General features: G+C 65.0%; 16 protein-coding genes. 8 read left to right on the top strand and 8 right to left on the bottom strand.

Annotation, left to right across the window (positions count from 1 at the left end; all coding sequences use genetic code 11):
* Positions 1-50: 50 nt before the first annotated feature.
* From AC19YT_RS18975 to AC19YT_RS18960, 4 genes are all read right to left on the bottom strand, one after another.
* Positions 51-263 carry a hypothetical protein gene (locus AC19YT_RS18975; RefSeq protein WP_095108788.1) on the bottom strand — a complete coding sequence of 71 codons (213 nt, stop codon included), beginning with the start codon at positions 261-263 and terminating at the stop codon, positions 51-53.
* A 235-nt stretch (positions 264-498) separates the two neighbouring features.
* A complete protein-coding gene (gene aguA, locus AC19YT_RS18970) occupies positions 499-1,605 on the bottom strand; it encodes an agmatine deiminase (RefSeq protein WP_500610816.1) in 1,107 nt (368 codons plus the stop codon).
* Positions 1,606-1,610: 5 nt separating this feature from the next.
* Positions 1,611-2,489 (bottom strand): N-carbamoylputrescine amidase, encoded by an 879-nt coding sequence (aguB, locus tag AC19YT_RS18965; RefSeq protein ID WP_095108786.1) that lies wholly within the window; start codon positions 2,487-2,489, stop codon positions 1,611-1,613.
* A gap of 200 nt (positions 2,490-2,689) precedes the next feature.
* A complete protein-coding gene (locus tag AC19YT_RS18960) occupies positions 2,690-5,602 on the bottom strand; it encodes an aminotransferase (RefSeq protein ID WP_500610815.1) in 2,913 nt (970 codons plus the stop codon).
* A gap of 191 nt (positions 5,603-5,793) precedes the next feature.
* Here AC19YT_RS18960 and rfbB point away from each other — a divergent pair, with 191 nt between their 5' ends.
* From rfbB to AC19YT_RS18930, 6 genes are read left to right on the top strand one after another with little or no spacing between them, the layout of a single operon-like run.
* Positions 5,794-6,882, top strand: a complete 1,089-nt coding sequence (gene rfbB, locus AC19YT_RS18955; RefSeq protein ID WP_500610814.1) for a dTDP-glucose 4,6-dehydratase — start codon at positions 5,794-5,796, stop codon at positions 6,880-6,882.
* A gap of 2 nt (positions 6,883-6,884) precedes the next feature.
* Positions 6,885-7,430: a dTDP-4-dehydrorhamnose 3,5-epimerase gene (gene rfbC, locus AC19YT_RS18950; RefSeq protein ID WP_500610813.1), complete on the top strand. Its 546-nt coding sequence runs from the start codon at positions 6,885-6,887 to the stop codon at positions 7,428-7,430.
* Complete coding sequence (gene rfbD, locus AC19YT_RS18945) at positions 7,427-8,302, top strand: dTDP-4-dehydrorhamnose reductase (RefSeq protein WP_500610812.1); 876 nt, start codon at positions 7,427-7,429, stop codon at positions 8,300-8,302. Before rfbC ends, rfbD begins: the two co-directional genes overlap by 4 nt.
* A gap of 32 nt (positions 8,303-8,334) precedes the next feature.
* Complete coding sequence (locus AC19YT_RS18940; RefSeq protein ID WP_095108781.1) at positions 8,335-10,143, top strand: sensor histidine kinase; 1,809 nt, start codon at positions 8,335-8,337, stop codon at positions 10,141-10,143.
* Positions 10,140-11,540, top strand: coding sequence for a sigma-54-dependent transcriptional regulator (locus AC19YT_RS18935; RefSeq protein WP_500610811.1), 1,401 nt, complete (start codon positions 10,140-10,142; stop codon positions 11,538-11,540). The genes AC19YT_RS18940 and AC19YT_RS18935 overlap by 4 nt, the downstream gene beginning before the upstream one ends.
* Before the next feature lie 22 nt (positions 11,541-11,562).
* Entirely contained in the window at positions 11,563-12,018 is a 456-nt protein-coding gene (locus tag AC19YT_RS18930; RefSeq protein ID WP_095108779.1) for a YiiD C-terminal domain-containing protein, read from the top strand.
* 83 nt (positions 12,019-12,101) lie between these two features.
* Here the strand turns inward: AC19YT_RS18930 and dibA are convergent, their stop codons facing one another.
* The gene (dibA, locus tag AC19YT_RS18925; RefSeq protein WP_095108778.1) at positions 12,102-14,021 is read right to left on the bottom strand and encodes a phosphodiesterase DibA; all 1,920 of its coding nucleotides are present in this window, start codon (positions 14,019-14,021) and stop codon (positions 12,102-12,104) included.
* 149 nt (positions 14,022-14,170) lie between these two features.
* Here dibA and desA point away from each other — a divergent pair, with 149 nt between their 5' ends.
* Entirely contained in the window at positions 14,171-15,355 is a 1,185-nt protein-coding gene (gene desA, locus AC19YT_RS18920; protein ID WP_095108777.1) for a delta-9 fatty acid desaturase DesA, read from the top strand.
* A 114-nt stretch (positions 15,356-15,469) separates the two neighbouring features.
* The gene (locus AC19YT_RS18915; RefSeq protein ID WP_500610810.1) at positions 15,470-16,003 is read left to right on the top strand and encodes a GGDEF domain-containing protein; all 534 of its coding nucleotides are present in this window, start codon (positions 15,470-15,472) and stop codon (positions 16,001-16,003) included.
* A 21-nt stretch (positions 16,004-16,024) separates the two neighbouring features.
* Here AC19YT_RS18915 and AC19YT_RS18910 read toward each other — a convergent pair whose 3' ends face one another.
* The 3 genes from AC19YT_RS18910 to gabD form a co-directional block, all read right to left on the bottom strand.
* A complete protein-coding gene (locus AC19YT_RS18910) occupies positions 16,025-17,239 on the bottom strand; it encodes an HDOD domain-containing protein (RefSeq protein WP_500610809.1) in 1,215 nt (404 codons plus the stop codon).
* A 127-nt stretch (positions 17,240-17,366) separates the two neighbouring features.
* Positions 17,367-18,644 (bottom strand): 4-aminobutyrate--2-oxoglutarate transaminase, encoded by a 1,278-nt coding sequence (gene gabT, locus AC19YT_RS18905; RefSeq protein ID WP_500598531.1) that lies wholly within the window; start codon positions 18,642-18,644, stop codon positions 17,367-17,369.
* A gap of 181 nt (positions 18,645-18,825) precedes the next feature.
* Entirely contained in the window at positions 18,826-20,268 is a 1,443-nt protein-coding gene (gabD, locus tag AC19YT_RS18900) for an NADP-dependent succinate-semialdehyde dehydrogenase (RefSeq protein ID WP_095108773.1), read from the bottom strand.
* Positions 20,269-20,425: the final 157 nt, after the last annotated feature.

The following is a 20,425-nucleotide window of genomic DNA, read 5'->3' as shown; positions in this document are numbered from 1 at the left end:
CAAAAAAAAGCGCTGCCATCCGGGCAGCGCTTGTACCAATCCGTTGATGTCTATCCTTGCATCACATCCCACAGCGCCTGGATTTCAGCTTCGCTGAACAACCCAACCGGGTAACGCTCGATCATCGTCCGGCGCGAGTCGCTGTAGGCAACCCGGCGCGCTCCATTGGACTTCAACCATCGCGCCAGAACCTGGAGCGATTCGCGATTTATTGCCAGGGGATGCAGTGTTCGCTCGCAGACCATATTCAATTTGGCGTCCATTTCAACGCACTCTCCTGGTTTGTGAGCGGCCAACTTATCCAAGCTATATGACAGAACGTCGCAGCCTGGATTAACGCTAAAGGCAGATACAAGAGCTGTGCCAAGGCAGGGGATTGCCTGACGATCGACATAAAAAAACCCGCAGCTCAGGCCGGCTGCGGGTTTGGCTACTTCTACCGGGGTTGGCCGGGCACCGGCGGCGCCTTGGCGGCGACACCGGCTGTTACAACCTCACTCACTCTTTGTGCGGCGCAGGCTGTTGTTGGGTAAGGCAGTGAATATTGCCGCCACCCAGTAACAACTCGCGCCCCGGCACCATGACCACTTCGTGCTGGGGGAACAGCGCCTGGAGAATCTCGCGCGCCGGCTCGTCCAACGGGTCGTCGAAACTCGGCGCAATGATGCCGCCGTTGACGATCAGGAAGTTGACGTAGGACCCGGCCAGGCGCACCGACGGGTTGCGCTCCTGGCTGCCTTCCACTGCGTCCACCCCGGCGCACTCTTCTGCGGTCGCGTACAGCGGCCCCGGAATCGGCATCTTGTGCACCACCAAGGTGCGGCCCTTGGCGTCGGTGGTGGTTTCCAGCACCTTCAGCGCGGCCTGGCAGCGCGGGCAGTTGGGGTTTTGCGGGTCGTCCGTCCAGGCCAGCAGCACTTCGCCGGGGCGCACGTAGCAGCAGAAGTTATCCACATGGCCGTCGGTTTCGTCGTTGAACAGGCCATCGGGCAGCCAGATGACTTTATCCACAGCCAGATGAGCGCCAAGCACCGCTTCGATCTCTTCGCGGCTCAGGTGCGCATTGCGATTGCGGTTGAGCAGGCATTCCTCGGTGGTAATCAGGGTGCCTTCGCCATCGACGTGGATCGAGCCGCCCTCCAGCACAAAACCCTCGGTGCGGTAGCGCGCGGCCCGTTCGATTTCGAGGATCTTGCTGCCCACCTGGCAATCGCGGTTCCACGGCGCATACAGGCCGCCGTCAAACCCGCCCCAGGCATTGAAGTCCCAGTGCACGCCGCGCACCTGGCCGTCGTTGTTGATGACGAAGGTCGGCCCGGTGTCACGCACCCAAGCGTCGTCGCTGGACATCTCGACCACGCGGATATTGGGCACGTCCAGGCGCGCCCGGGCGTTTTCGTATTGCGCCGCCGACACCGCTACCGTCACCGGCTCGAAGCGCGCGATGGCCTTGGCCACCGCAACGTGGGCGGCCTGCGCGGGCTTGCCGCCCAGGCGCCAGTTGTCCGGGCGCTCGGGCCAGATCATCCAGGCCTGGGTCTGCGGCGCCCACTCGGCCGGCATGTAGAAGCCGTCAGCGCGCGGGGTGCTGTGCAAAGTGGTCATGGCGATCAGGACTCCAAAGAACCGTCGAGGGTCTTGAGGGCGCCGTACAGGTTCGGCCGGCGGTCGCGGAACGAGCCCCAAGCGCTGCGGATGTGCTCCAGCTCATCGAGGTCGAAGCTGTGCACCAGCACGCCTTCTTCGGTTTCGTTGAGTTCCTGGACCTTCTCGCCGAACTGATTGGCGATGAACGAGGAGCCGTAGAAGGTGATGTCGTAGCCGTCCTGCTCTTCGTTGCCGATGCGGTTGCTGGCGATCAGCGGCATCAGGTTGGCACCGGCATGGCCCTGCTGCACGCGCTGCCAGTGGTCGCGCGAGGAGATGGTCTTGTCATGCGGCTCGCTGCCGATGGCGGTGGGGTAGAACAGGATTTCCGCGCCTTGCAGCGCCATGCTGCGGGCGCACTCGGGGAACCACTGGTCCCAGCAGATGCCCACGCCGATTTTCGCGTAGCGGGTGTTCCATACTTTGAACCCGGTGTCGCCGGGGTTGAAGTAATACTTTTCGTGGTAACCAGGGCCGTCCGGGATGTGGCTCTTGCGGTAGATGCCCAGGTTGCTGCCGTCGGCGTCGATGATGGCGATGCTGTTGAAACGCGCCCGCCCAGCCAGCTCGAAGAAGCTGATGGGCAGCACCACTTGCAGTTCCTTGGCGATTTTCTGGAAGTGCTTGATGGCCACGTTGTCGTCAACGTGGGTGGCCAGTTGCAGGTAATCGGGGTTGGGCTTCTGGCAGAAGTACGGGCTCTCGAACAACTCCTGGATCAGGATGATCTGCGCGCCCTTGGCGGCGGCTTCGCGCACCAGTTTCTCGGCGGTCTCGATATTGGCTTCGAGGTCCCAGGAACAGGCCATCTGGGTGGCGGCGACGGTAACGATACGGCTCATGAATCATCTCCTGGGGGGGTGGTCGGCCGCCCAGGATAACGGGGGCCGATGACAGAGCGGGGAACGCGGGTAGATATGGAGGCCTTTATAGCCGATAAAAATCGGCTATTGAAGTCTGAAATTATCCACCCATCTAAAAAGCTGCATTTATTACCGATAACAATCTGACTTCATACGCTGAAAATCATCACGGCAGACCTCTACAACCCCTCATCCAGCACCTTGGACAGCATATCGACGAAGAAATCCACACTCTGGCGGGTGGTGACCATCGGCGGCTTGATCTTGAGGATGTTCAGGTAATCGCCGGTGGGCTGCATGAAGATCCCCAATTCCCGCAGGCGCTCGCACAGGGCCGCGGTTTCTTCGCTGGCCGGCTCCAGGGTGGCGCGGTCGCGGATCAACTCCACGCCCAGGTAGAACCCCGAACCGTGCACCGCGCCCACCAGCGGATGGTGCTCGGTCAGGGCTTGGAGGCGGGCCTTGAAGTGCTCGCCCACCACTTGGGCGTTTTCCCAGAGTTTCTCTTCGGCCATCACGTCCAGCACCGCCATGCCGATGCGGCAACTGACCGGACTGCCGCCCGAAGACGAGAAGAAGTAACCCTCGGCCTCCAGCGCTTCGGCGATTTCCCGGCGGGTAATCACCGCGCCCAGGGGCTGGCCGTTGCCCATGCCCTTGGCCATGGTGATGATGTCGGGCACCACGCCCTGCTCTTCAAAGCCCCAGAAGAACTTGCCCATGCGCCCGTAGCCGACCTGCACTTCGTCGGCGATGCACACGCCGCCCTGGGCGCGCACCTTGGCGTACACCTGCTGCAAATAGCCTGGCGGCAGGGAGATCCCGCCCGCGTTGCCGTACACCGGTTCGCAGATAAACCCGGCGACCTGGCGTTGCTGCCGCGCCAGGTTGGCCAGGGTCTGCTCCACGCTGCGCACGTAGGCCGGCGCACTGTCGGGGCCGCGGAACGGCCCACGGTAAGTGTTGGGCGCGGTGACCGGGTGCACCCAGTCGGGGCGGGTGCTCAGGGCTTGTGGGTTGTCGGCGATGGAGGTGGAAATCGCATCGGTGGCCACCGACCAGCCGTGGTACGCCTCCAGCACGCTGAGCATGTCGCGCCCGCCGCTGTAGGCCCAGGCCAGGCGAATCGCCAGGTCGTTGGCTTCGGTGCCGCTGTTGACGAGAAACACCCGGTCCATGGAGGCCGGCGCCAGTGCCAGCAAGCGTTCGGAGAACTCGGCAATGGCCGCGTAGTGAAACCGCGAGTTGGTGTTGAGCAGCGACCACTGGCGGCTCGCCTCCTGGGCCATGCGCGGGTGGCCGTGGCCGAGCACCGCGACGTTGTTGAGCATGTCCAGGTAGGAGCGGCCCTGCATGTCGATCAGGTGGTTGCGCCAGCCGCGTTCGATACGCGGCGGGTCGGCGTAATAGTGTTTTTGCGAGCGGGCGAAACTGGCCTCGCGGCGCGCCAGCAGGGCCTGCGGGTCGGTTTCTGGCGCGGCATCGCAGGCCAGCCCCAGCAGCGCCGCCGGGGACGGGCACAAGGCTTGCCACGCCGGGGCGCGGGTGGGTGAGCAAAAGAGCGGCGGGTCGAGTTCGGCGCTGCGGCACACTTGCACCTGCAACAAGCCATTGGCCGTGCCCAGCGCCTGGCCCTTGCGCAGCGCCGTGGCGGCTTCTGGCAACGGCACCACGCCCCATAAACGCAGGCTCGACGCCGCGCCATCGAGTTGCACGGCGCCCTCGCCCAGGCTGCGCAACGTGCCGTCGAACGGCGCCTGCACCGCCGTGCCCAAGGGCACGTGGAGCTGCACGTGCAGCGGGCAAGTCTCGGGTTCCACCGCGCTGTCGATGCGCGTGCGCGAGAGGCGGTACTGGCCATAACGGCTGGCCGCCAGGCCATGCACGGCCGCCGCTTCGGCCAGCAAACGCTCATCGATGCCGGCCTGCTCCCAGTTGCCCGCTTCGAAATGGGGGCTGAGCACGCCCAGGTCGAGCAACACGAACTCACGCCCCACCAGCCCTGGCAGCAGCGGCGCAAAGCCCTCGCTGGCCACGGGTGCGGGCACCTCGCCGACGGCGCTGAGAATCGCCGCTTCCATCAGGGCCAGCGGCACCGAGGTGGCCACGCGGAAAATCTCCCATTCATGGCTCAGGTTGTCGCGGCTGTACTGGTTGCCGGGGTCGATGCTCACCTGCTGCTCACCGCTGAGCACCAGCACCGCCGCGCGGGCCACGATCAGCGGCCACAACGCCTGCAACTCCTGGGGCAGCAAGGGGTTGACGCGGTGATAGGCGCGGATCGCCGGGAGGATATAGAAGGGGTCGCCCTCGGCATGGTGCAGCAACGCCGCGCAGGTCACCGAGAGGTCGGCGATGCGCCAGGTACGGACCAGATCGCCAAAATCGATCACGCCTTGCAACTGCCATTGGCGCTGGGGATCGCGCTGCCAGACCACGTTGTCGTCGGTAATGTCCAGGTGAATCGCCTGCACCGGCAGGCTCGCCCGCAGCGGCTGCAAACGTTGCTCGGCCTGCTGCGCGGCGGCGGCCACCTGCTGCTGTTGGCCTGCGTCGCCCAGCACCGGCAGCAAATGGGCGATCAACGCCTGGGCGTGTTGCGGGTCCCATTGCAGGGCGCGCTCCAGGCCTGGGTGCTGGAAGGTCGCTAAAGCCCGGTCCATCTCGCCGCACAGACGCCCCAGGCCAGCCACCAGCTCCGGGCCCAGGTGCTTGAGGTGGGTCAGGGAGCGGCCGTCGATGTACTCCAGCACGCGCACATGCACCGGCGCGCCGGCCACTTCCAGGGTCAGCAGGTCTGCACCGTTACGCGCGGCGAGCACCCGGGGCACCGGCAGCCCGGCCTGCCCCGCCAAGTGCTGGAGCGCCGCGTGCTGGGCGGCGAGTTCGGTGGCGGCGTAGTCGCCCCGGCAGATTTTCAGCACGTAGCGGCCCTGGTCGCTGTCCAGGCGATAGTTCAAATCCTGCTGGCTGCCCAGCGCCTGCAAGGTGCCGCTCAAACCGTAATGCACCTGGAGCAATTCCAGTGCCTGGGCCGCGCTGACTTGCGGGCCGGGCAGGCTGGCACGGTGAATCATGGTGGCGAGCGACATAGCAAAACCCCTGGGTTGAGAATCAGGCGCCTATCTCGCCACTGCGCTGGCGGTTACGCAAGCCCCTGCCGTCGTCCTACACGCGGCTGCGATTTATCCGAATTCTCCCGCCAGCCTTGCGCCGCCCGCCAAGGGGCGACAGGCTATGCTCCTTTTTGCTCCACGCCTGCTCCAGAAAGAAGGTCCACGACATGCGCATTCTCATCACCGGCGGCGCCGGGTTCATTGGCTCGGCCCTGATCCGCCACCTGATCGAGCACACCGATCATGAGGTGCTCAACCTGGACAAACTGACCTACGCCGGCAACCTCGAATCCCTGGCCAGCATCGCCACCAACACCCGTTACGAGTTCGTCCAAGCCGACATCGCCGACCAGGCCACCGTCAGCACCGTACTGGCGCGGTTCCAGCCCCAGGCCATCATGCACCTGGCCGCCGAGTCCCATGTCGACCGTTCCATCGATGGCCCGGCAGCGTTCATCCAGACCAACATTGTCGGCACCTACGCCTTGCTCGAAGCCACCCGCGCCTACTGGCAGACGCTGGCCGAGGCAGACAAACGGGCGTTTCGCTTTCACCACATCTCCACCGACGAAGTCTACGGCGACCTCCATGGCGTGGATGACCTGTTCACCGAAACCACGCCCTACGCCCCCAGCTCACCCTACTCGGCCAGCAAAGCGGCGTCCGATCACCTGGTGCGCGCCTGGCATCGCACCTATGGCCTGCCGGTGCTGCTGACCAATTGCTCGAACAACTACGGGCCGTTCCACTTCCCGGAAAAACTCATCCCGCTGGTGATCCTCAACGCCCTGGCCGGCAAACCGCTGCCGGTGTACGGCAACGGCCAGCAAGTGCGCGACTGGCTGTTCGTCGACGACCACGCCCGGGCCCTGCTCAAAGTGGTCAGCGCAGGTGAGGTCGGGCAGACCTACAACATCGGCGGCCACAACGAGCAGAAGAACATCGACGTGGTGCGCGGCATCTGCCAGTTGCTGGAAGAACTGGCGCCGCAAAAACCGGCCGGTGTGGCGCAGTTCGCCGATCTCATCACCTTCGTCACCGACCGCCCCGGCCACGACCAGCGCTACGCCATCGACGCCAGCAAGATCGAACGCGAACTGGGCTGGGTGCCCGAAGAAACCTTCGCCAGTGGCCTGCGCAAAACCGTGCAGTGGTACTTGGCCAACCTTGCGTGGTGCCAGCATGTGCAGGACGGCAGCTATCAAGGCCAGCGCCTGGGCAACAGTGACTTCAAAGACCTGATCGCCGGAGCTTGAGCATGAATGTCATCCCTACCCAACTGCCCGGCGTGCTGGTGATCGAGCCGAACGTGTTCGGCGACGAGCGCGGTTTTTTCTACGAAAGTTTCAATGCCCGGGCGTTTGCCCAGGCCACGGGCCTGGAGCTGAATTTCGTCCAGGACAACCATTCCCGTTCGCGCCAAGGGGTGCTGCGCGGCCTGCACTATCAGTTGCAAGACACCCAAGGCAAATTGGTGCGCGTCACCGCCGGCGAAGTGCTCGACGTGGCGGTGGACATCCGCCGCAGCTCGGCGCATTTCGGCCAGTGGGTGGCGGTGCGGTTGTCGGCACAGAACCACCGCCAATTGTGGGTACCCGAAGGCTTCGCCCATGGCTTTGTGGTGCTCAGCGAAGTGGCCGAGTTCCTCTACAAGACCACCGATTACTACAACCCCCAAGCGGAGCGCTGCCTACGCTGGGACGACCCCACACTGGCCATCGACTGGCAACTGGACGAGGCGCCGCAATTGTCGGCCAAGGATCAGGCCGGCCAGTGGCTGCGCGACGCGGACCTGTTCCCATGAAGATCCTTATCAGCGGCCAGCACGGCCAGGTCTCCCGCGAGCTGCAAACCCACCTCAAGGGCTTGGGCGAGTTGGTGGTGCTGGGGCGCGAGCAACTCGACCTCGCTGATCCCGCGCAGATCCGCCACCAGGTACAGAGCATCCGCCCGCACCTGATAATCAACGCCGCCGCCCACACCGCCGTGGATCAGGCCGAAAGCGAGCCGGACCTGGCCTTCGCCATCAACGCCACGGCGCCCCAGGTTTTCGCCGAGCAGGCACAGGAATTGGGCATTCCGTTGATCCACTACTCCACCGACTACGTGTTCGACGGCAGCAAAAACGCGCCGTACACCGAGGCCGATGCGCCCAACCCCTTGAGCGTATACGGGCGCAGCAAACGGGCGGGCGAGCAGGCCATCAGCGCCGTGGCGGGCCAGCACCTGATTTTGCGCACCAGTTGGGTGTACTCCACCCATGGGCGTAATTTCCTGCTGACGATGCAACGCCTGCTGCAAGAAAAACCTCACCTGCGCATCGTTGCCGACCAGATCGGCGCGCCTACCTGGGCCGCTACCATCGCCCGCAGCACGGCGCAGTTGATCGAACGCTGGCAGGCCGGCCGCGCCGGGCCGTGGGGCGTGTACCACTTGAGCGCGGGCGGTGAGACTTCATGGTTCGGCTTCGCCCAGGCCATCGCCGCACACCTGCAAGCCATGGGCCGGCCCTGTGCCAGCCTGGAGCCGATCCCGACACGCGACTACCCAACCCCCGCCACCCGCCCGCTCAACTCGCGCCTGGACTGCTCGCGCCTACAGCAGCAGTGGGGCGTCAGCCAGCCCGATTGGCACAGCGCACTGCACGAGTGCCTTGCAGGGCAGCACTGGGCATAATGCCCCCTCGCCCCGACAGCAATCAGAACGCCATGACTCCCACCCTTCCCCGCCGCCCACGCTGGCGCAGCCTGGCACTGCTGGCCCTGTGCCTGGCGCCGCTGCTGTGGCCGCTGGAGCACTTGGCCGAGCGCTACTACCGCAGCGAACTGGCGGGGCAGAACCGCCAGACCCTGGATCTCTACGTCGCCAACCTGCTGGGCACCCTGCACCGCTACGAGGTGATGCCCCAAACCCTGGGTGACCTGCCGGCGCTGCGGGCGGTAATCGCCGCGCCGCACCATCGCCTGACCCAGGACAACGCCAACCAGTTGCTGAAAAACATCGCGGTGCAGAGCGGCGCCGAAGTCATGTACCTGATGGACACCACGGGCAACACCCTGGCGGCGTCCAACTGGGACAAAAGCGACAGCTTCGTCGGCCGCAATTTCGCCTTCCGCCCGTATTTCAGCGAAGCCATGGCCGGGCGCCTGGGGCGGTTTTTCGGCCTGGGCACCACCTCCGGCAAGCGCGGCTACTTCTTCGCCGCCGCCGTGCACGATGCCGAGCAAGTGGTGGGCGTGTTGGTGGTCAAGGTCGACCTGGACCACACCGAACGCCTGTGGGGCAACACCCCCGAGCAACTGCTGGTGACCGACCACAATGGCGTGGTCATCCTCACCTCGCGCCCGCAATGGCGCTTTCGCGCAACCCGCCCCCTGACCGCAGCCGAGCGCGAATCGATCGCCGCCGTGCAGCCCTACCCCACCCGCGACCCGCAGCCGCTGAACCTCAACCCCGCCGCGTGGCTGACCCAGGTCCAGCAAATCGACGAAACCGGTTGGAGCGTGAGCATCCTCGCCCCGCGCACCCTGATCGACCGCCCGGTGCGCACCGTGCTGGTGATCGGCGGCGCGGCCCTGCTGGTGTTGATGCTGTTGCTGGGGCTGATGATGCAGCGCCGCCGCCATTACCTGGACCGCATCGCCTTCGAAGCCAAGGCGCGGCGCACCCTGGAAATGCGCGTGGCCGAGCGCACCAGCGACCTCGAAGGGCTGAACCGGCGCCTCAAAGAAGAAGTGCTGGAACGGGAAACGGCCCAGCAAGAACTGGTGCGTGCCCAGGATGACCTGGTGCAGGCCGGTAAGCTCTCGGCCCTGGGCACCATGTCGGCGAGCATCAGCCATGAGCTCAACCAGCCCCTGGCGGCGATCCGCAGCTACGCGGAAAACGCCGAAATCCTCCTCGACCACCAACGCCTGGACGACGCCCGCGGCAACCTCAAGCTCATCAACGAACTGACCGGGCGCATGGCCTCGATCATCGCCCACCTGCGCGCCTTCGCTCGCCGCGACCGCCATGCCCCGGAAAGCGTGGCCCTACAACCGGCCCTGGACGATGCCCTGGCCCTGCTGGCCAAACGCCGGCGCGCCATGGAAGTGGAACTGATCCGCGACCTGCCGGCCGCCACCCTGTGGGTCGAGGCCGGCGAAACCCGCTTGCGCCAAGTGCTGGGCAACCTGCTGGCCAACGCCCTCGACGCCCTCACCGAAAAAGGCCCGCCGCGCAAACTCTGGCTCAGTGCCCAGGCCACGGACGAGGGCGTTACCCTGTCCATCCGCGACAACGGCCCGGGCTTTTGCATGGAAGCCCTGGGCCGGGCCAGCGAACCCTTCTACACCACCAAGACCCGCACCCAGGGCCTGGGCCTGGGGCTGGCGATCTGTGACACCCTGATGCGCGCCTTTGGCGGTGAACTGTCGTTCGCCAACCACCGCGAAGGCGGCGCCCTCCTGACCCTGCGCCTGCGTGCCGGCGCACCGGGCGTGAGCCTGCAACCTCCCGAGGACCGAAGTTCATGAGCGCCCCCATCGACCACCGAACCCAGGTGCTACTGATCGATGACGATCCCCACTTGCTCCAGGCCCTGAGCCAGACCCTCGACCTCGCCGGCCTCAAGGTCCAGGCCCTGGCCGAGGCCCAAGGCGTGGCCGCGCGCCTGGAGCGCGACTGGCCGGGGGTGGTGGTCAGCGACATCCGCATGCCGGGCATGGATGGCCTGGAGCTGCTGGCCCAATTGCACGGCCAGGCCCCGGAGCTGCCGGTGCTGCTGATTACCGGCCACGGCGACGTGCCGCTGGCGGTGCAGGCCATGCGCGCCGGCGCCTACGATTTCCTCGAAAAACCCTTCGCCAGCGACGCCCTGCTCGACAGCGTGCGCCGCGCCCTGGACCTGCGCCGCCTGGTGCTGGACAACCGCAGCCTGCGCCTGGCCCTGAGCGAGCGCAACGAGCTGAGCGCGCGCCTGGTCGGCCAATCGGCGCCGATGCTGCGCCTGCGCGAGCAGATCGGCGCCCTCGCACCGACCCACGCCGACGTGTTGATCCTCGGTGAGACCGGCGCCGGCAAGGAAGTGGTCGCCCGCGCCCTGCACGACTTGTCGGCGCGGCGCAACGGGCCGTTCGTGGCGATCAACGCCGGCGCCCTGGCCGAATCGGTGGTGGAAAGCGAACTGTTCGGCCACGAACCCGGCGCCTTCACCGGCGCGCAAAAACGCCGCATCGGCAAGTTCGAGTTCGCCAACGGCGGCACGCTGTTTCTCGATGAAATCGAAAGCATGAGCCTGGACGTGCAGGTCAAGCTGCTGCGCCTGCTGCAAGAACGGGTGGTCGAACGCCTGGGCGGCAACCAACAGATCAAGCTGGACATCCGCATCATCGCCGCCACCAAGGAAGACCTGCGCCAAGCAGCCGACCAGGGGCGGTTTCGCGCCGACCTGTATTACCGCCTCAACGTCGCGCCACTGCGCATCGCGCCGCTGCGCGAGCGGGGCGAGGATGTGCTGGCGCTGTTCCAGCATTTCGCCGACGAAGCCAGCGCCCGCCACGGCTTGGCCCTGCAAACCCTGCAACCGGGGCAGCGGGCGCTGCTGCTGCGCCACACCTGGCCGGGCAATGTGCGCGAACTGCAAAACGTCGCCGAACGCTTCGCCCTGGGCCTGGAACTGGCCCTCGACAACCAGGAACCCGACGCCGCCACCGCGGCCCTGGGCAACCACTTGGGTGGCGGCCTGAGCGAGCAGGTCGAAGCCTTCGAGAAAAACCTGATCGCCGCCGAACTGACCCGCCCGCACAACTCCGTACGCAGCCTCGCCGAAGCCCTGGGCATCGCGCGCAAGACCCTGCACGACAAACTGCGCAAACACGGCCTCAACTTCGCCGACGCCAACAGCCACAACAACCCCGATGACCCGGATTGACCCACCCCACGAGACCCCGCCAATGAGCCGCGAGCGCCAACACCTGGAATCGATGCTGCACCACGACATCCCCCTGACCCGGGAAATGGGCCTCAAGGTGCTCGATTGGCAATCGGCGCAACTGCGCCTGCAACTGCCGCTGGCGGCCAACGTCAACCACAAGAGCACCATGTTCGGCGGCAGCCTGTACTGCGCCGCCGTGCTGGCGGGCTGGGGCTGGCTGCATTTGCGCCTGCGCGAAGAAGGCATCGACGAGGGGCACATCGTCATTCAGGAAGGGCAGATCAGCTATCCGCTGCCCGTCACCACCGATGCCATCGCCTTGTGCGCAGCGCCGGATGAGGCGCAGTGGCGCAAGTTCCTGGCCATGTACCGGCGCCACGGCCGCGCCCGCCTGACCCTGCACACCCGCGTGGTCAACAGCGACAGCGACGAAGACGCCGTGCGGTTTAGCGGGCAGTACGTGTTGCATCGGTGAAGGCCAACATTTTCAGCGCGCGTTAGGGCCTGGGTACGGGCGAGCCCGCTCCCTCAGGGCAGGCTCTCTGCCATAGAGGGCGGTCAGGGGATCTGCGGTCGGTTGGCCCAGTCCAGCATCGGCGCGGGCACGGGTTTGCCGAACCAGTAGCCCTGGCCCAGGTCGCAGTCGTGGTCGAGCAGGAATGCCGCCTGTTCCACCTGCTCGACCCCTTCGGCGTGGACCTGCATGCCCATGCTTTGCGCGAGGGCGATTATCACCCGCACGATGGCCGCGTCGTCCTCGTCCCAGGGCAGGCCGGCAACGAAGCCCTGGTCGATCTTGAGCTTCTGCACCGGCAAACGCTTGAGGCGCAGCAGCGACGAATAGCCCGTACCGAAATCGTCGATGGCCAGGCGCAAGCCCAGTTCGCGCAAGCGGTGCATTTGCTCCAGGGCCACTTCCGGGTCTTCCATCACCGCACTCTCGGTCACTTCCAGTTCCAGGAAAGCCGGGTCCAGGCCAGTGTCGTGCAGCACTTGGGCAACCTGTTGGAACAGCTCTCGGCGGGCGAACAGACGGCTGGAGACATTCACCGCGACAAACGACAGGTCCACCCCGGCCTTGAGCCACTCACACATCTGTGCGCACGCCTGGTGCAGCACCCAGGCGTCGATCTCGGCGATCAACCCGGTGCGTTCGGCAATCGGAATGAATTCGGCCGGTGCCACCAGGCCCCGCTCCGGGTGCTGCCAGCGCACCAGCGCTTCCACCCCCACCAGGCGTCGGCTGCGCAGGTCGTGTACGGGTTGGTAGTAAACCCGCAATTCCCCTTGTTCGAGGGCGCGGCGTAGCTGGCTGGCGATTTCCACTCGGTGCTGGGCGTGGGCGGTCAGTTCTTCGGTGTACAGCGCGTAACCCTCGCGCCCGGCGCTCTTGGCCTTGAACAGCGCCGAGTCGGCGTTGCGCAGCAGTTGCTCGGCGCTCAGGGCGTCGCTGGGGAACAGGCTGATGCCGATGCTGGCGTTGACGAACAGCGCATGCCCGCCCAGTTGGAACGGTTCCTTGAGGCCATCGATCACCCGTTGCGCCAGCGCCGCGGCCTGCATCAGTTGCGGGCAGCTCTCGGCGAGCACCGCAAATTCATCGCCGCCCAGCCGCGCCAGGGTGATGCCGGGGCCGAACATGCCCTGCAGGCGCTCGGCCACAGCCTTGAGCAACTGGTCGCCGACGTTGTGGCCGAGGCTGTCGTTGATGATCTTGAAGTGGTCCAGGTCGATCATCAGCAAAGCGCACCCGCGCTTGTGGATCTGTGCCGACGCCAGCGCCTGGGCGGCGCGGTCGGTGAACAGCAAACGGTTGGGCAGGCCGGTGAGCGGGTCGTGGTGGGCCAAGTGGGCCAGTTCGTGCTCCGAATCCTTGATGGCGCTGATGTCGGAAAACACCGCGACGTAGTGGCAGACTCGGCCCTTTTCGTCGCGAACGGCCCTGATCGTCTGCCATTGCGGGTAAATTTCGCCGCCTTTGCGCCGGTTCCAGATCTCACCGCTCCATTCGTCATGGCTTTGCAGCGTGGCGAACATCTCCTCGTAGAACGCCTTGGAATGATGACCGGACTTGAACAGGCTGGGTTGGCGGCCCAACACCTCATCTTTTTGGTAACCGGTTATTTCGGCGAAAGCGCGGTTAACGTGCACGATCTGGCCTTTGGTGTCACTGACCAACACCCCTTCGCGGGTGCAATCGAACACGGCAGCGGCCTGGCGCAGGCGTTCGCGGTCGGCCTTGCGGTGGCGCACGGCGGCGTCGATGCCGAGGAAACTGAGCCAGCCGCTGCGGGCGGCAAAAATCAGCACGGCACTGAATAACGTCCACAGCCCACCATTGACGAGCTGCCAACGCGCCACGTCGGCAGATTCATCCAAGTGATTGCTCAATAAATAACCAGTAATCGACAGCCAGAGCAGCGATAACAGGAAGTAGAGCAGCGCTGCGCGTAAGGCGTCGCGAGAAGAAACCGACATAAGGCAGCCAAGAGTCCCTACGAAAAGTTGGGGATTATAGGGGAAAGAATCATTACGCCACTGTTATCTGTCGCCTCGGCTGGTTTTATCTGCGGGCATGGTGATAATGCGTCGGCAGTCTCTTTACTTAATCGAGGGCCAAACAGCCTATGTGGTACAACGGTTTTCTTGACTTGTCGCCGTGGCAACTGGTGGCAGTCACCCTGTTGATGACCCACGTGACCATCATCGGCGTCACGGTTTATCTGCACCGCTACTCGGCCCACCGCTCCCTGGAACTCAACGCGGGCCTCAAGCATTTCTTCCGTTTCTGGCTGTGGCTGACCACGGCGCAGAACACCCGCGAGTGGACCGCCATCCACCGCAAGCACCACGCCAAGTGCGAGACCGTGGACGATCCCCACAGCCCGGTCATCAAGGGCCTGTCCACGGTGCTGCGCAAAGGCGCCGAGCTGTACCGCGCCGAGGCAGAAAACCCCGAGACGCTGCGCATCTACGGCAAGAACTGCCCGGACGACTGGATCGAGCGCAACCTCTACACCCGCTTCCCGCTGCTGGGCGTGGCCTTCATGGGCATCATCGACCTGCTGCTGTTCGGCACCATCGGCATCACCATCTGGGCGATCCAGATGATGTGGATTCCGTTCTGGGCCGCCGGCGTCATCAATGGCCTGGGGCATGCCGTGGGCTACCGCAATTTCGAGTGCCGCGACGCCGCCACCAACCTGGTGCCGTGGGGCATCCTGGTGGGCGGCGAGGAGCTGCACAACAACCACCACACCTACCCCAACTCGGCCAAGTTGTCGGTGAAGAAGTGGGAATTCGACCTGGGTTGGGCCTGGATCAAGGTGTTCAGCTTCCTGCGCCTGGCCAAGGTGCAGCGCGTGGCGCCCATTGCCCACCGCGTCGAAGGCAAGGGCCACCTGGACATGGACACCGCCATGGCGATCCTCAACAACCGCTTCCAGATCATGGCCCAGTACCGCAAATTGGTGATCGCGCCCCTGGTCAAGCAGGAGCTGGAGCGGGTCGACCACTCGGTGCGCCACCAGTTCCACCGGGCCAAGCGCTTGCTCTCGCGCGAAACCAGCCTGTTGGACGACCGCCACCACGTGCGCATCCAGACCATGCTCGAACACAGCCAGGCCCTGAAGGTGATCTACGAAAAACGCTTGGCGTTGCAGCAGATCTGGGCCAAGACCAGCAGCAACGGCCACGACATGCTCGCCGCGATCAAGGAGTGGATCCACGAGGCCGAGGCCAGCGGTATTCAGTCGCTGCGTGAGTTCGCCGACCAGTTGAAAACCTACTCGCTGCGCCCCGCCACTGCCTGACCCCGCACCCCGGCGCGCCCCGTTCGCGGGCGCGCCTTGCGGAACTTCGTGCCTTTTCCCTTATCTCAAAGAGCCATTCGCCGCTGGCACGGCGTGCCCTTTGAGATTGTGCCGATGATCGATAAGCACCTACACAGCGCTTGCGGGCCGTTGCCGATGGCCGGCGCGGGCCTATTGCCGCCGGGCGAGCGCGCCCGGGACTTCTTCGAGCGCGCCACCCTGGCCTTCGACAAAGCGCGCCTGCAGGGCGCCCCGCTGGCATTCTTACGCCTGGAGATCGACGACCTGGCCCACGTCAACGCCCACTACGGCCAGCGCCAGGGCCTGCGCGTGCTGCGGCGCATCGCCGAACGCGGGCGTCTGGCCTTACGCCATGGCGATCTGTTCCGCCATCTCGAGGGTGAAACCTTTGCCGCCGTACTCAACGGTTGCCCGCCCGACATGGCCGCGCAAGTCGCCGAACGCCTGCACCAGACGATTCACGGGCTGAGCTTCGACCACGACCGCCAACACTTCAGCATTACCCTCAGTCTGGGCCTGGCCAGCCTCGGCGGCACCGACCTGAGCCTGCAAAGCCTGGCCCTGCGCGCACAAAACGCCAGCCGCGAAGCCAAGCATCTGGGCGGCAACCGCATTGCGCTGGGCTGAGGCCCGCTTGCTACAAAGCCATCAGCCCCGACGCAGGCGCGCCAGCTCCGGCAGGCCGAGCCGCAACAGGCGTGCGGTTTTGCTGCCGGCCAGGGCTTCGATGCCGTCCGCGGTGCGCAGGCGCGCCATTTGGGCGGCCATGTTCATCACCAAGGCTTCGCGCGAGTAAACCCCGCCGCCCAGGTGATAGATCGCCGCGATCAACTCACGCAGTTCCAGGGGCAAGCGCCAGCGGGTGCGCAGCGCCGAGCCGTAGGCCGCACCAAAGCGCGCCAGGGCCTCACCTACCTCTTGCTGGTCGTCCAACTCGCCGCCCGCCTGCAACCACTCCTGCAGGCAGCGCAGCAGCGCCAGGTCGCCCAGGCAATGCAGCATGCCCGCGCAATAACAGCGCTCCTGGTCCAGTTCCAGGGTGCGGGCCAGGCTGCGTGCATATTCGGCGGTGTGCAGCGACAGTTGCCAGTAACGCTCGGCGTAATCGGCCAGCGCCGGATCGCTCAGGCGCGCGCTGCGCTTGAGGGCCAGGCCCAGGATCAGGTTCATGCTTTGCCCGCTGCCCAGGCGCTGCAAGGCCTGGGGCAGGGTTTGCACCGCGCTGCCGTGATGCTGGGCCGCGCTGTTGGCGGCGGCGATCAGCACGGCGGTGATCTGCGGGTCGGTGCGGATTTCCTGTTCCAGCACCTTCAGATCCAGGCCTTGGGGGTTGAGGCTGCGCTTGACCGCCAATTGCACATCAGCCAGCAGCGGCGCGCCATCGGCCACGTCGCGGCGCCGCTCCAGAAAGCCATTGAGGCTAATGCCCCGCGCCAGGGCCGGCACCTCGCAGGTCACCGGCGGGCCCGCGCCCAGCAGCAACTCCCGCAAACGCTGGGTCAGGCCTTCCATGTCCAGGGGTTTGGTCAGGTAAGCGGTGGGCGCCAGGGGCAAGGCTTGGCGCACGCTGGCACTGTCGCTGCGGTGGCTGAGCAACATGAACGGGAGCACCGGGTTGCGCCGCTGCTGACGCACGCTGCGCAGCAGGCCCAACCCATCGACACCGGGCAACTCCCAATCGGCAATCACCAGGTCGTAGGGCTTTTCGCTAAACAGCGCCAGCGCTTGCTGGCCATCACCGCACACATCCAGCCGCGCATCGCAACGCACGTTCAGCACGACCTGCTTGAGCAAGTCTCGCGACCAGGGGTCCGCGTCCGCGATTAGCACTCGGGGTACAGCGGGTACATCAACAGCCGTCATCAGCACGCTCCAGACAATGGCTGAACCTTAGACAATGCTGGCCTTTCGATACAGCACAAAGCCCGAATAACCGCGCAAAGCCATAAAAAAACCCGCCGAAGCGGGTTTTTTGTCGATCAACTCACACTCACAGCTCGGCGAAGCACGCTTCGATGATCGCCAGGCCCTTGTCCAGTTGCTCGTCCGGCGAGGTCAGCGGCACCAGCACCCGCAGGACGTTGCCGTAAGTGCCGCAGGACAGCAGGATCAGGCCCTTTTCACGCGCCTTGGCGACCACTGCGGCCACCGCCGCCGCGTTGGGCTTGTGGGTGTCGCCATCGTCGAACAGCTCAACGGCGATCATCGCCCCCAGGGCGCGTACGTCGCCGATCACCGGATATTTCGCCTGGATCGCCTTGAGGCCACTCACCAAGCGTTCGCCCACGGCTTTACAGCGGTCGAGCAGGTGCTCTTCTTCAAAGACTTCCATCACCGCCAGGGCCGCAGCACACGCGATCGGGCTACCGGCGTAGGTGCCGCCCAGGCCACCGGGGGCGATAGCGTCCATGTACTCGGCCTTGCCGCAAACACCGGCCAGCGGGAAGCCACCAGCGATGGATTTGGCGAAAGTGGTCAGGTCGGCGGCAACGCCCATCTGTTCCATGGCGAAGAAGGTGCCGGTACGACCGGCGCCGGTTTGTACTTCGTCAGCGATCAACAGGATGCCGTGCTTGTCGCACAGCTCGCGCAGGCGCTGCATGAACGCTTTCGGCGCGACGTAGAAGCCGCCCTCGCCCTGCACTGGCTCGATGATGATGGCCGCGATGTCACGGGGCTCGGCGTCGTTCTTGAAGATGCGTTCGATGCTGGCGATGGAGTCGTCGACGCTCACGCCGTGCAGCTCGTTGGGGTACAGCGCGCGGAAGATACCGCCCGGCATCAGGCCCATGCCCGCCGAGTACGGCACGACTTTGCCGGTCAGGCCCAGGGTCATCATGGTGCGGCCGTGGTAGGCGCCGGTGAAGGCGATCACGCCGGCGCGGCCAGTGGCGGCACGGGCGATCTTCACGGCGTTTTCCACCGCTTCGGAACCGGTAGTGACCAGCAGGGTTTTCTTCGCGAAATCACCCGGCACCTTGGCGTTGACCTTCTCGCACAGCTCCACGTAAGGCTCGTACGCCAGCACCTGGAAGCAGGTGTGGGTCAGTTTGTTCAGTTGCTCGGTGACCGCCGCGATGATTTTCGGGTGCAGGTGACCGGTGTTCAGCACCGCGATACCGCCAGCGAAATCGATGAACTCGCGACCTTCGACGTCGGTCACGGTGGCGTTCTTCGCCGAGTCGGCGAAGATCGGGTGAATCTGGCCAACACCGCGCGGTACAGCGGCTTCGCGGCGTTTCATCAAAGAAGCGTTTGTCTTGCTCATAAAGTCCTCATTCGCCACTCATCGGGTGGCGCAGCTCAAGGATTACGTGGTGGGGAGGCAACTACGCCAGCATGCGATGATCGACTGCCACAGCTTTCCCGGCCACTTCGAATAACGGTTTGGAACGCGCCAGGGGTCAGCGCTCTCGTGCCCCTGGCGTTTGCAGCATTCCCGGCCGGGCTTAGATGCCCAGGCAGAGGTATTTGATTTCCAGGTAATCCTCGATCCCGTACTTGGAGCCTTCACGGCCCAGGCCCGAGGCCTTGATGCCGCCGAATGGCGCCACTTCGTTGGAGATCAACCCGGTATTGACGCCAACCATGCCGTATTCCAAAGCCTCGGCCACGCGGAACACCCGGCCCAGGTCACGGGCGTAAAAGTACGACGCCAGGCCGAACTCGGTGTCGTTGGACATCGCGATCACTTCGGCCTCGTCCTTGAAGCGGAACAGCGGCGCCAGCGGGCCGAAGGTTTCTTCCTTGGCCACGGCCGCGTTCTTCGGCACGTTGACCAGGATGGTCGGCTCGAAGAAGTTGCCTTCCATGGGTTTGCCGCCGGCCAGCAGTGTGGCGCCTTTGCTCAGGGCGTCGGCGATGTGTTCCTGGACCTTGGCGACAGCTTTTTCATCGATCAGCGGGCCAGTGGTGGTGCCCTCCTCCAGACCGTTGCCGATCTTGAGCTTGGCCACCGCCACCTTGAGTTTTTCGGCGAAGGCGTCGTAGATCGAGTCCTGAATGTACAGCCGGTTGGCGCAAACGCAGGTTTGGCCGTTATTGCGGTACTTGGAGATGATCGCGCCTTCGACGGCCTTATCCAGGTCCGCGTCGTCGAACACGATGAACGGCGCGTTGCCGCCCAGTTCCAGGGAGACTTTCTTGATGTCCTTGGCGCATTCGGCCATCAGTTGACGGCCAATTTCGGTGGAGCCGGTGAAGGACAGCTTGCGCACGGTGGGGTTGCTGGTCAGCTCGCCGCCGATGTCGCCGGCGCTGCCGGTGACCACGCTCAACACACCTTTAGGGATACCGGCGCGGTGCGCCAGCTCAACCAGGGCCAGGGCCGAGAACGGAGTTTGCGAGGCAGGTTTGATGACCATGGTGCAACCGGCGGCCAGGGCCGGGCCGGCCTTGCGGGTAATCATCGCGGCCGGGAAGTTCCACGGGGTAATGGCGGCGGTCACGCCGATCGGCTGCTTGATGACGATCAGGCGCTTGTCGGGCTGGTGGCCGGGGATCACATCGCCGTAGATGCGCTTGGCTTCTTCGGCGAACCACTCGATGAACGAGGCGGCGTAGACGATTTCGCCCTTGGCCTCGGCCAGCGGCTTGCCCTGCTCAAGGGTCATCAGGCGGCCGAGGTCGTCCTGGTTCTCGATCAACAATTCGTACCAGCGGCGCAGCTTGTTGGCGCGCTCCTTGGCGGTCAGTGCACGCCAGGCTGGCAACGCCTTGTCTGCGGCCTCAATGGCCCGGCGGGTTTCAGCGGCGCCCATTTTCGGCACGGTGCCCAGCACTTCGCCGGTGGCCGGGTTGGTGACCTTGATCGTCTGACCGTTGTCCGCGTCGACCCAAGCACCGTCGATGAAGGCTTGCTGGCGGAACAACTGGGTGTCTTTGAGCTGCATGTAGGCTTTCCTTAACAGCACCGCACAAGGCGGAGCGAATTGTTGATTGTTAAAAAAGGCGCCTCAAGGGCTGCCGTCAGGAAATTCATTCACCGGGCCGAAGCACAATCAGCGCACGCGGGAACGAGCGTGCGGTTCAGCACCCAGACAAGAGCGT

It is taken from the genome of Pseudomonas sp. MF08875, from assembly GCF_059862525.1.
Note: the sequence above shows the minus strand (reverse complement) of the source record. Positions and strands in the feature narration are given on the sequence as shown.

Excerpts from the sequence above, each read along its gene's own strand:
- AC19YT_RS18975 (WP_095108788.1), bottom strand. The coding sequence starts at position 263 with ATGGACGCCAAATTGAATATGGTCTGCGAGCGAACACTGCATCCCCTG.
- aguA (WP_500610816.1), bottom strand. The coding sequence starts at position 1,605 with ATGACCACTTTGCACAGCACCCCGCGCGCTGACGGCTTCTACATGCCG.
- aguB (WP_095108786.1), bottom strand. The coding sequence starts at position 2,489 with ATGAGCCGTATCGTTACCGTCGCCGCCACCCAGATGGCCTGTTCCTGG.
- AC19YT_RS18960 (WP_500610815.1), bottom strand. The coding sequence starts at position 5,602 with ATGTCGCTCGCCACCATGATTCACCGTGCCAGCCTGCCCGGCCCGCAA.
- rfbB (WP_500610814.1), top strand. The coding sequence starts at position 5,794 with ATGCGCATTCTCATCACCGGCGGCGCCGGGTTCATTGGCTCGGCCCTG.
- rfbC (WP_500610813.1), top strand. The coding sequence starts at position 6,885 with ATGAATGTCATCCCTACCCAACTGCCCGGCGTGCTGGTGATCGAGCCG.
- rfbD (WP_500610812.1), top strand. The coding sequence starts at position 7,427 with ATGAAGATCCTTATCAGCGGCCAGCACGGCCAGGTCTCCCGCGAGCTG.
- AC19YT_RS18940 (WP_095108781.1), top strand. The coding sequence starts at position 8,335 with ATGACTCCCACCCTTCCCCGCCGCCCACGCTGGCGCAGCCTGGCACTG.
- AC19YT_RS18935 (WP_500610811.1), top strand. The coding sequence starts at position 10,140 with ATGAGCGCCCCCATCGACCACCGAACCCAGGTGCTACTGATCGATGAC.
- AC19YT_RS18930 (WP_095108779.1), top strand. The coding sequence starts at position 11,563 with ATGAGCCGCGAGCGCCAACACCTGGAATCGATGCTGCACCACGACATC.
- dibA (WP_095108778.1), bottom strand. The coding sequence starts at position 14,021 with ATGTCGGTTTCTTCTCGCGACGCCTTACGCGCAGCGCTGCTCTACTTC.
- desA (WP_095108777.1), top strand. The coding sequence starts at position 14,171 with ATGTGGTACAACGGTTTTCTTGACTTGTCGCCGTGGCAACTGGTGGCA.
- AC19YT_RS18915 (WP_500610810.1), top strand. The coding sequence starts at position 15,470 with ATGATCGATAAGCACCTACACAGCGCTTGCGGGCCGTTGCCGATGGCC.
- AC19YT_RS18910 (WP_500610809.1), bottom strand. The coding sequence starts at position 17,239 with ATGACGGCTGTTGATGTACCCGCTGTACCCCGAGTGCTAATCGCGGAC.
- gabT (WP_500598531.1), bottom strand. The coding sequence starts at position 18,644 with ATGAGCAAGACAAACGCTTCTTTGATGAAACGCCGCGAAGCCGCTGTA.
- gabD (WP_095108773.1), bottom strand. The coding sequence starts at position 20,268 with ATGCAGCTCAAAGACACCCAGTTGTTCCGCCAGCAAGCCTTCATCGAC.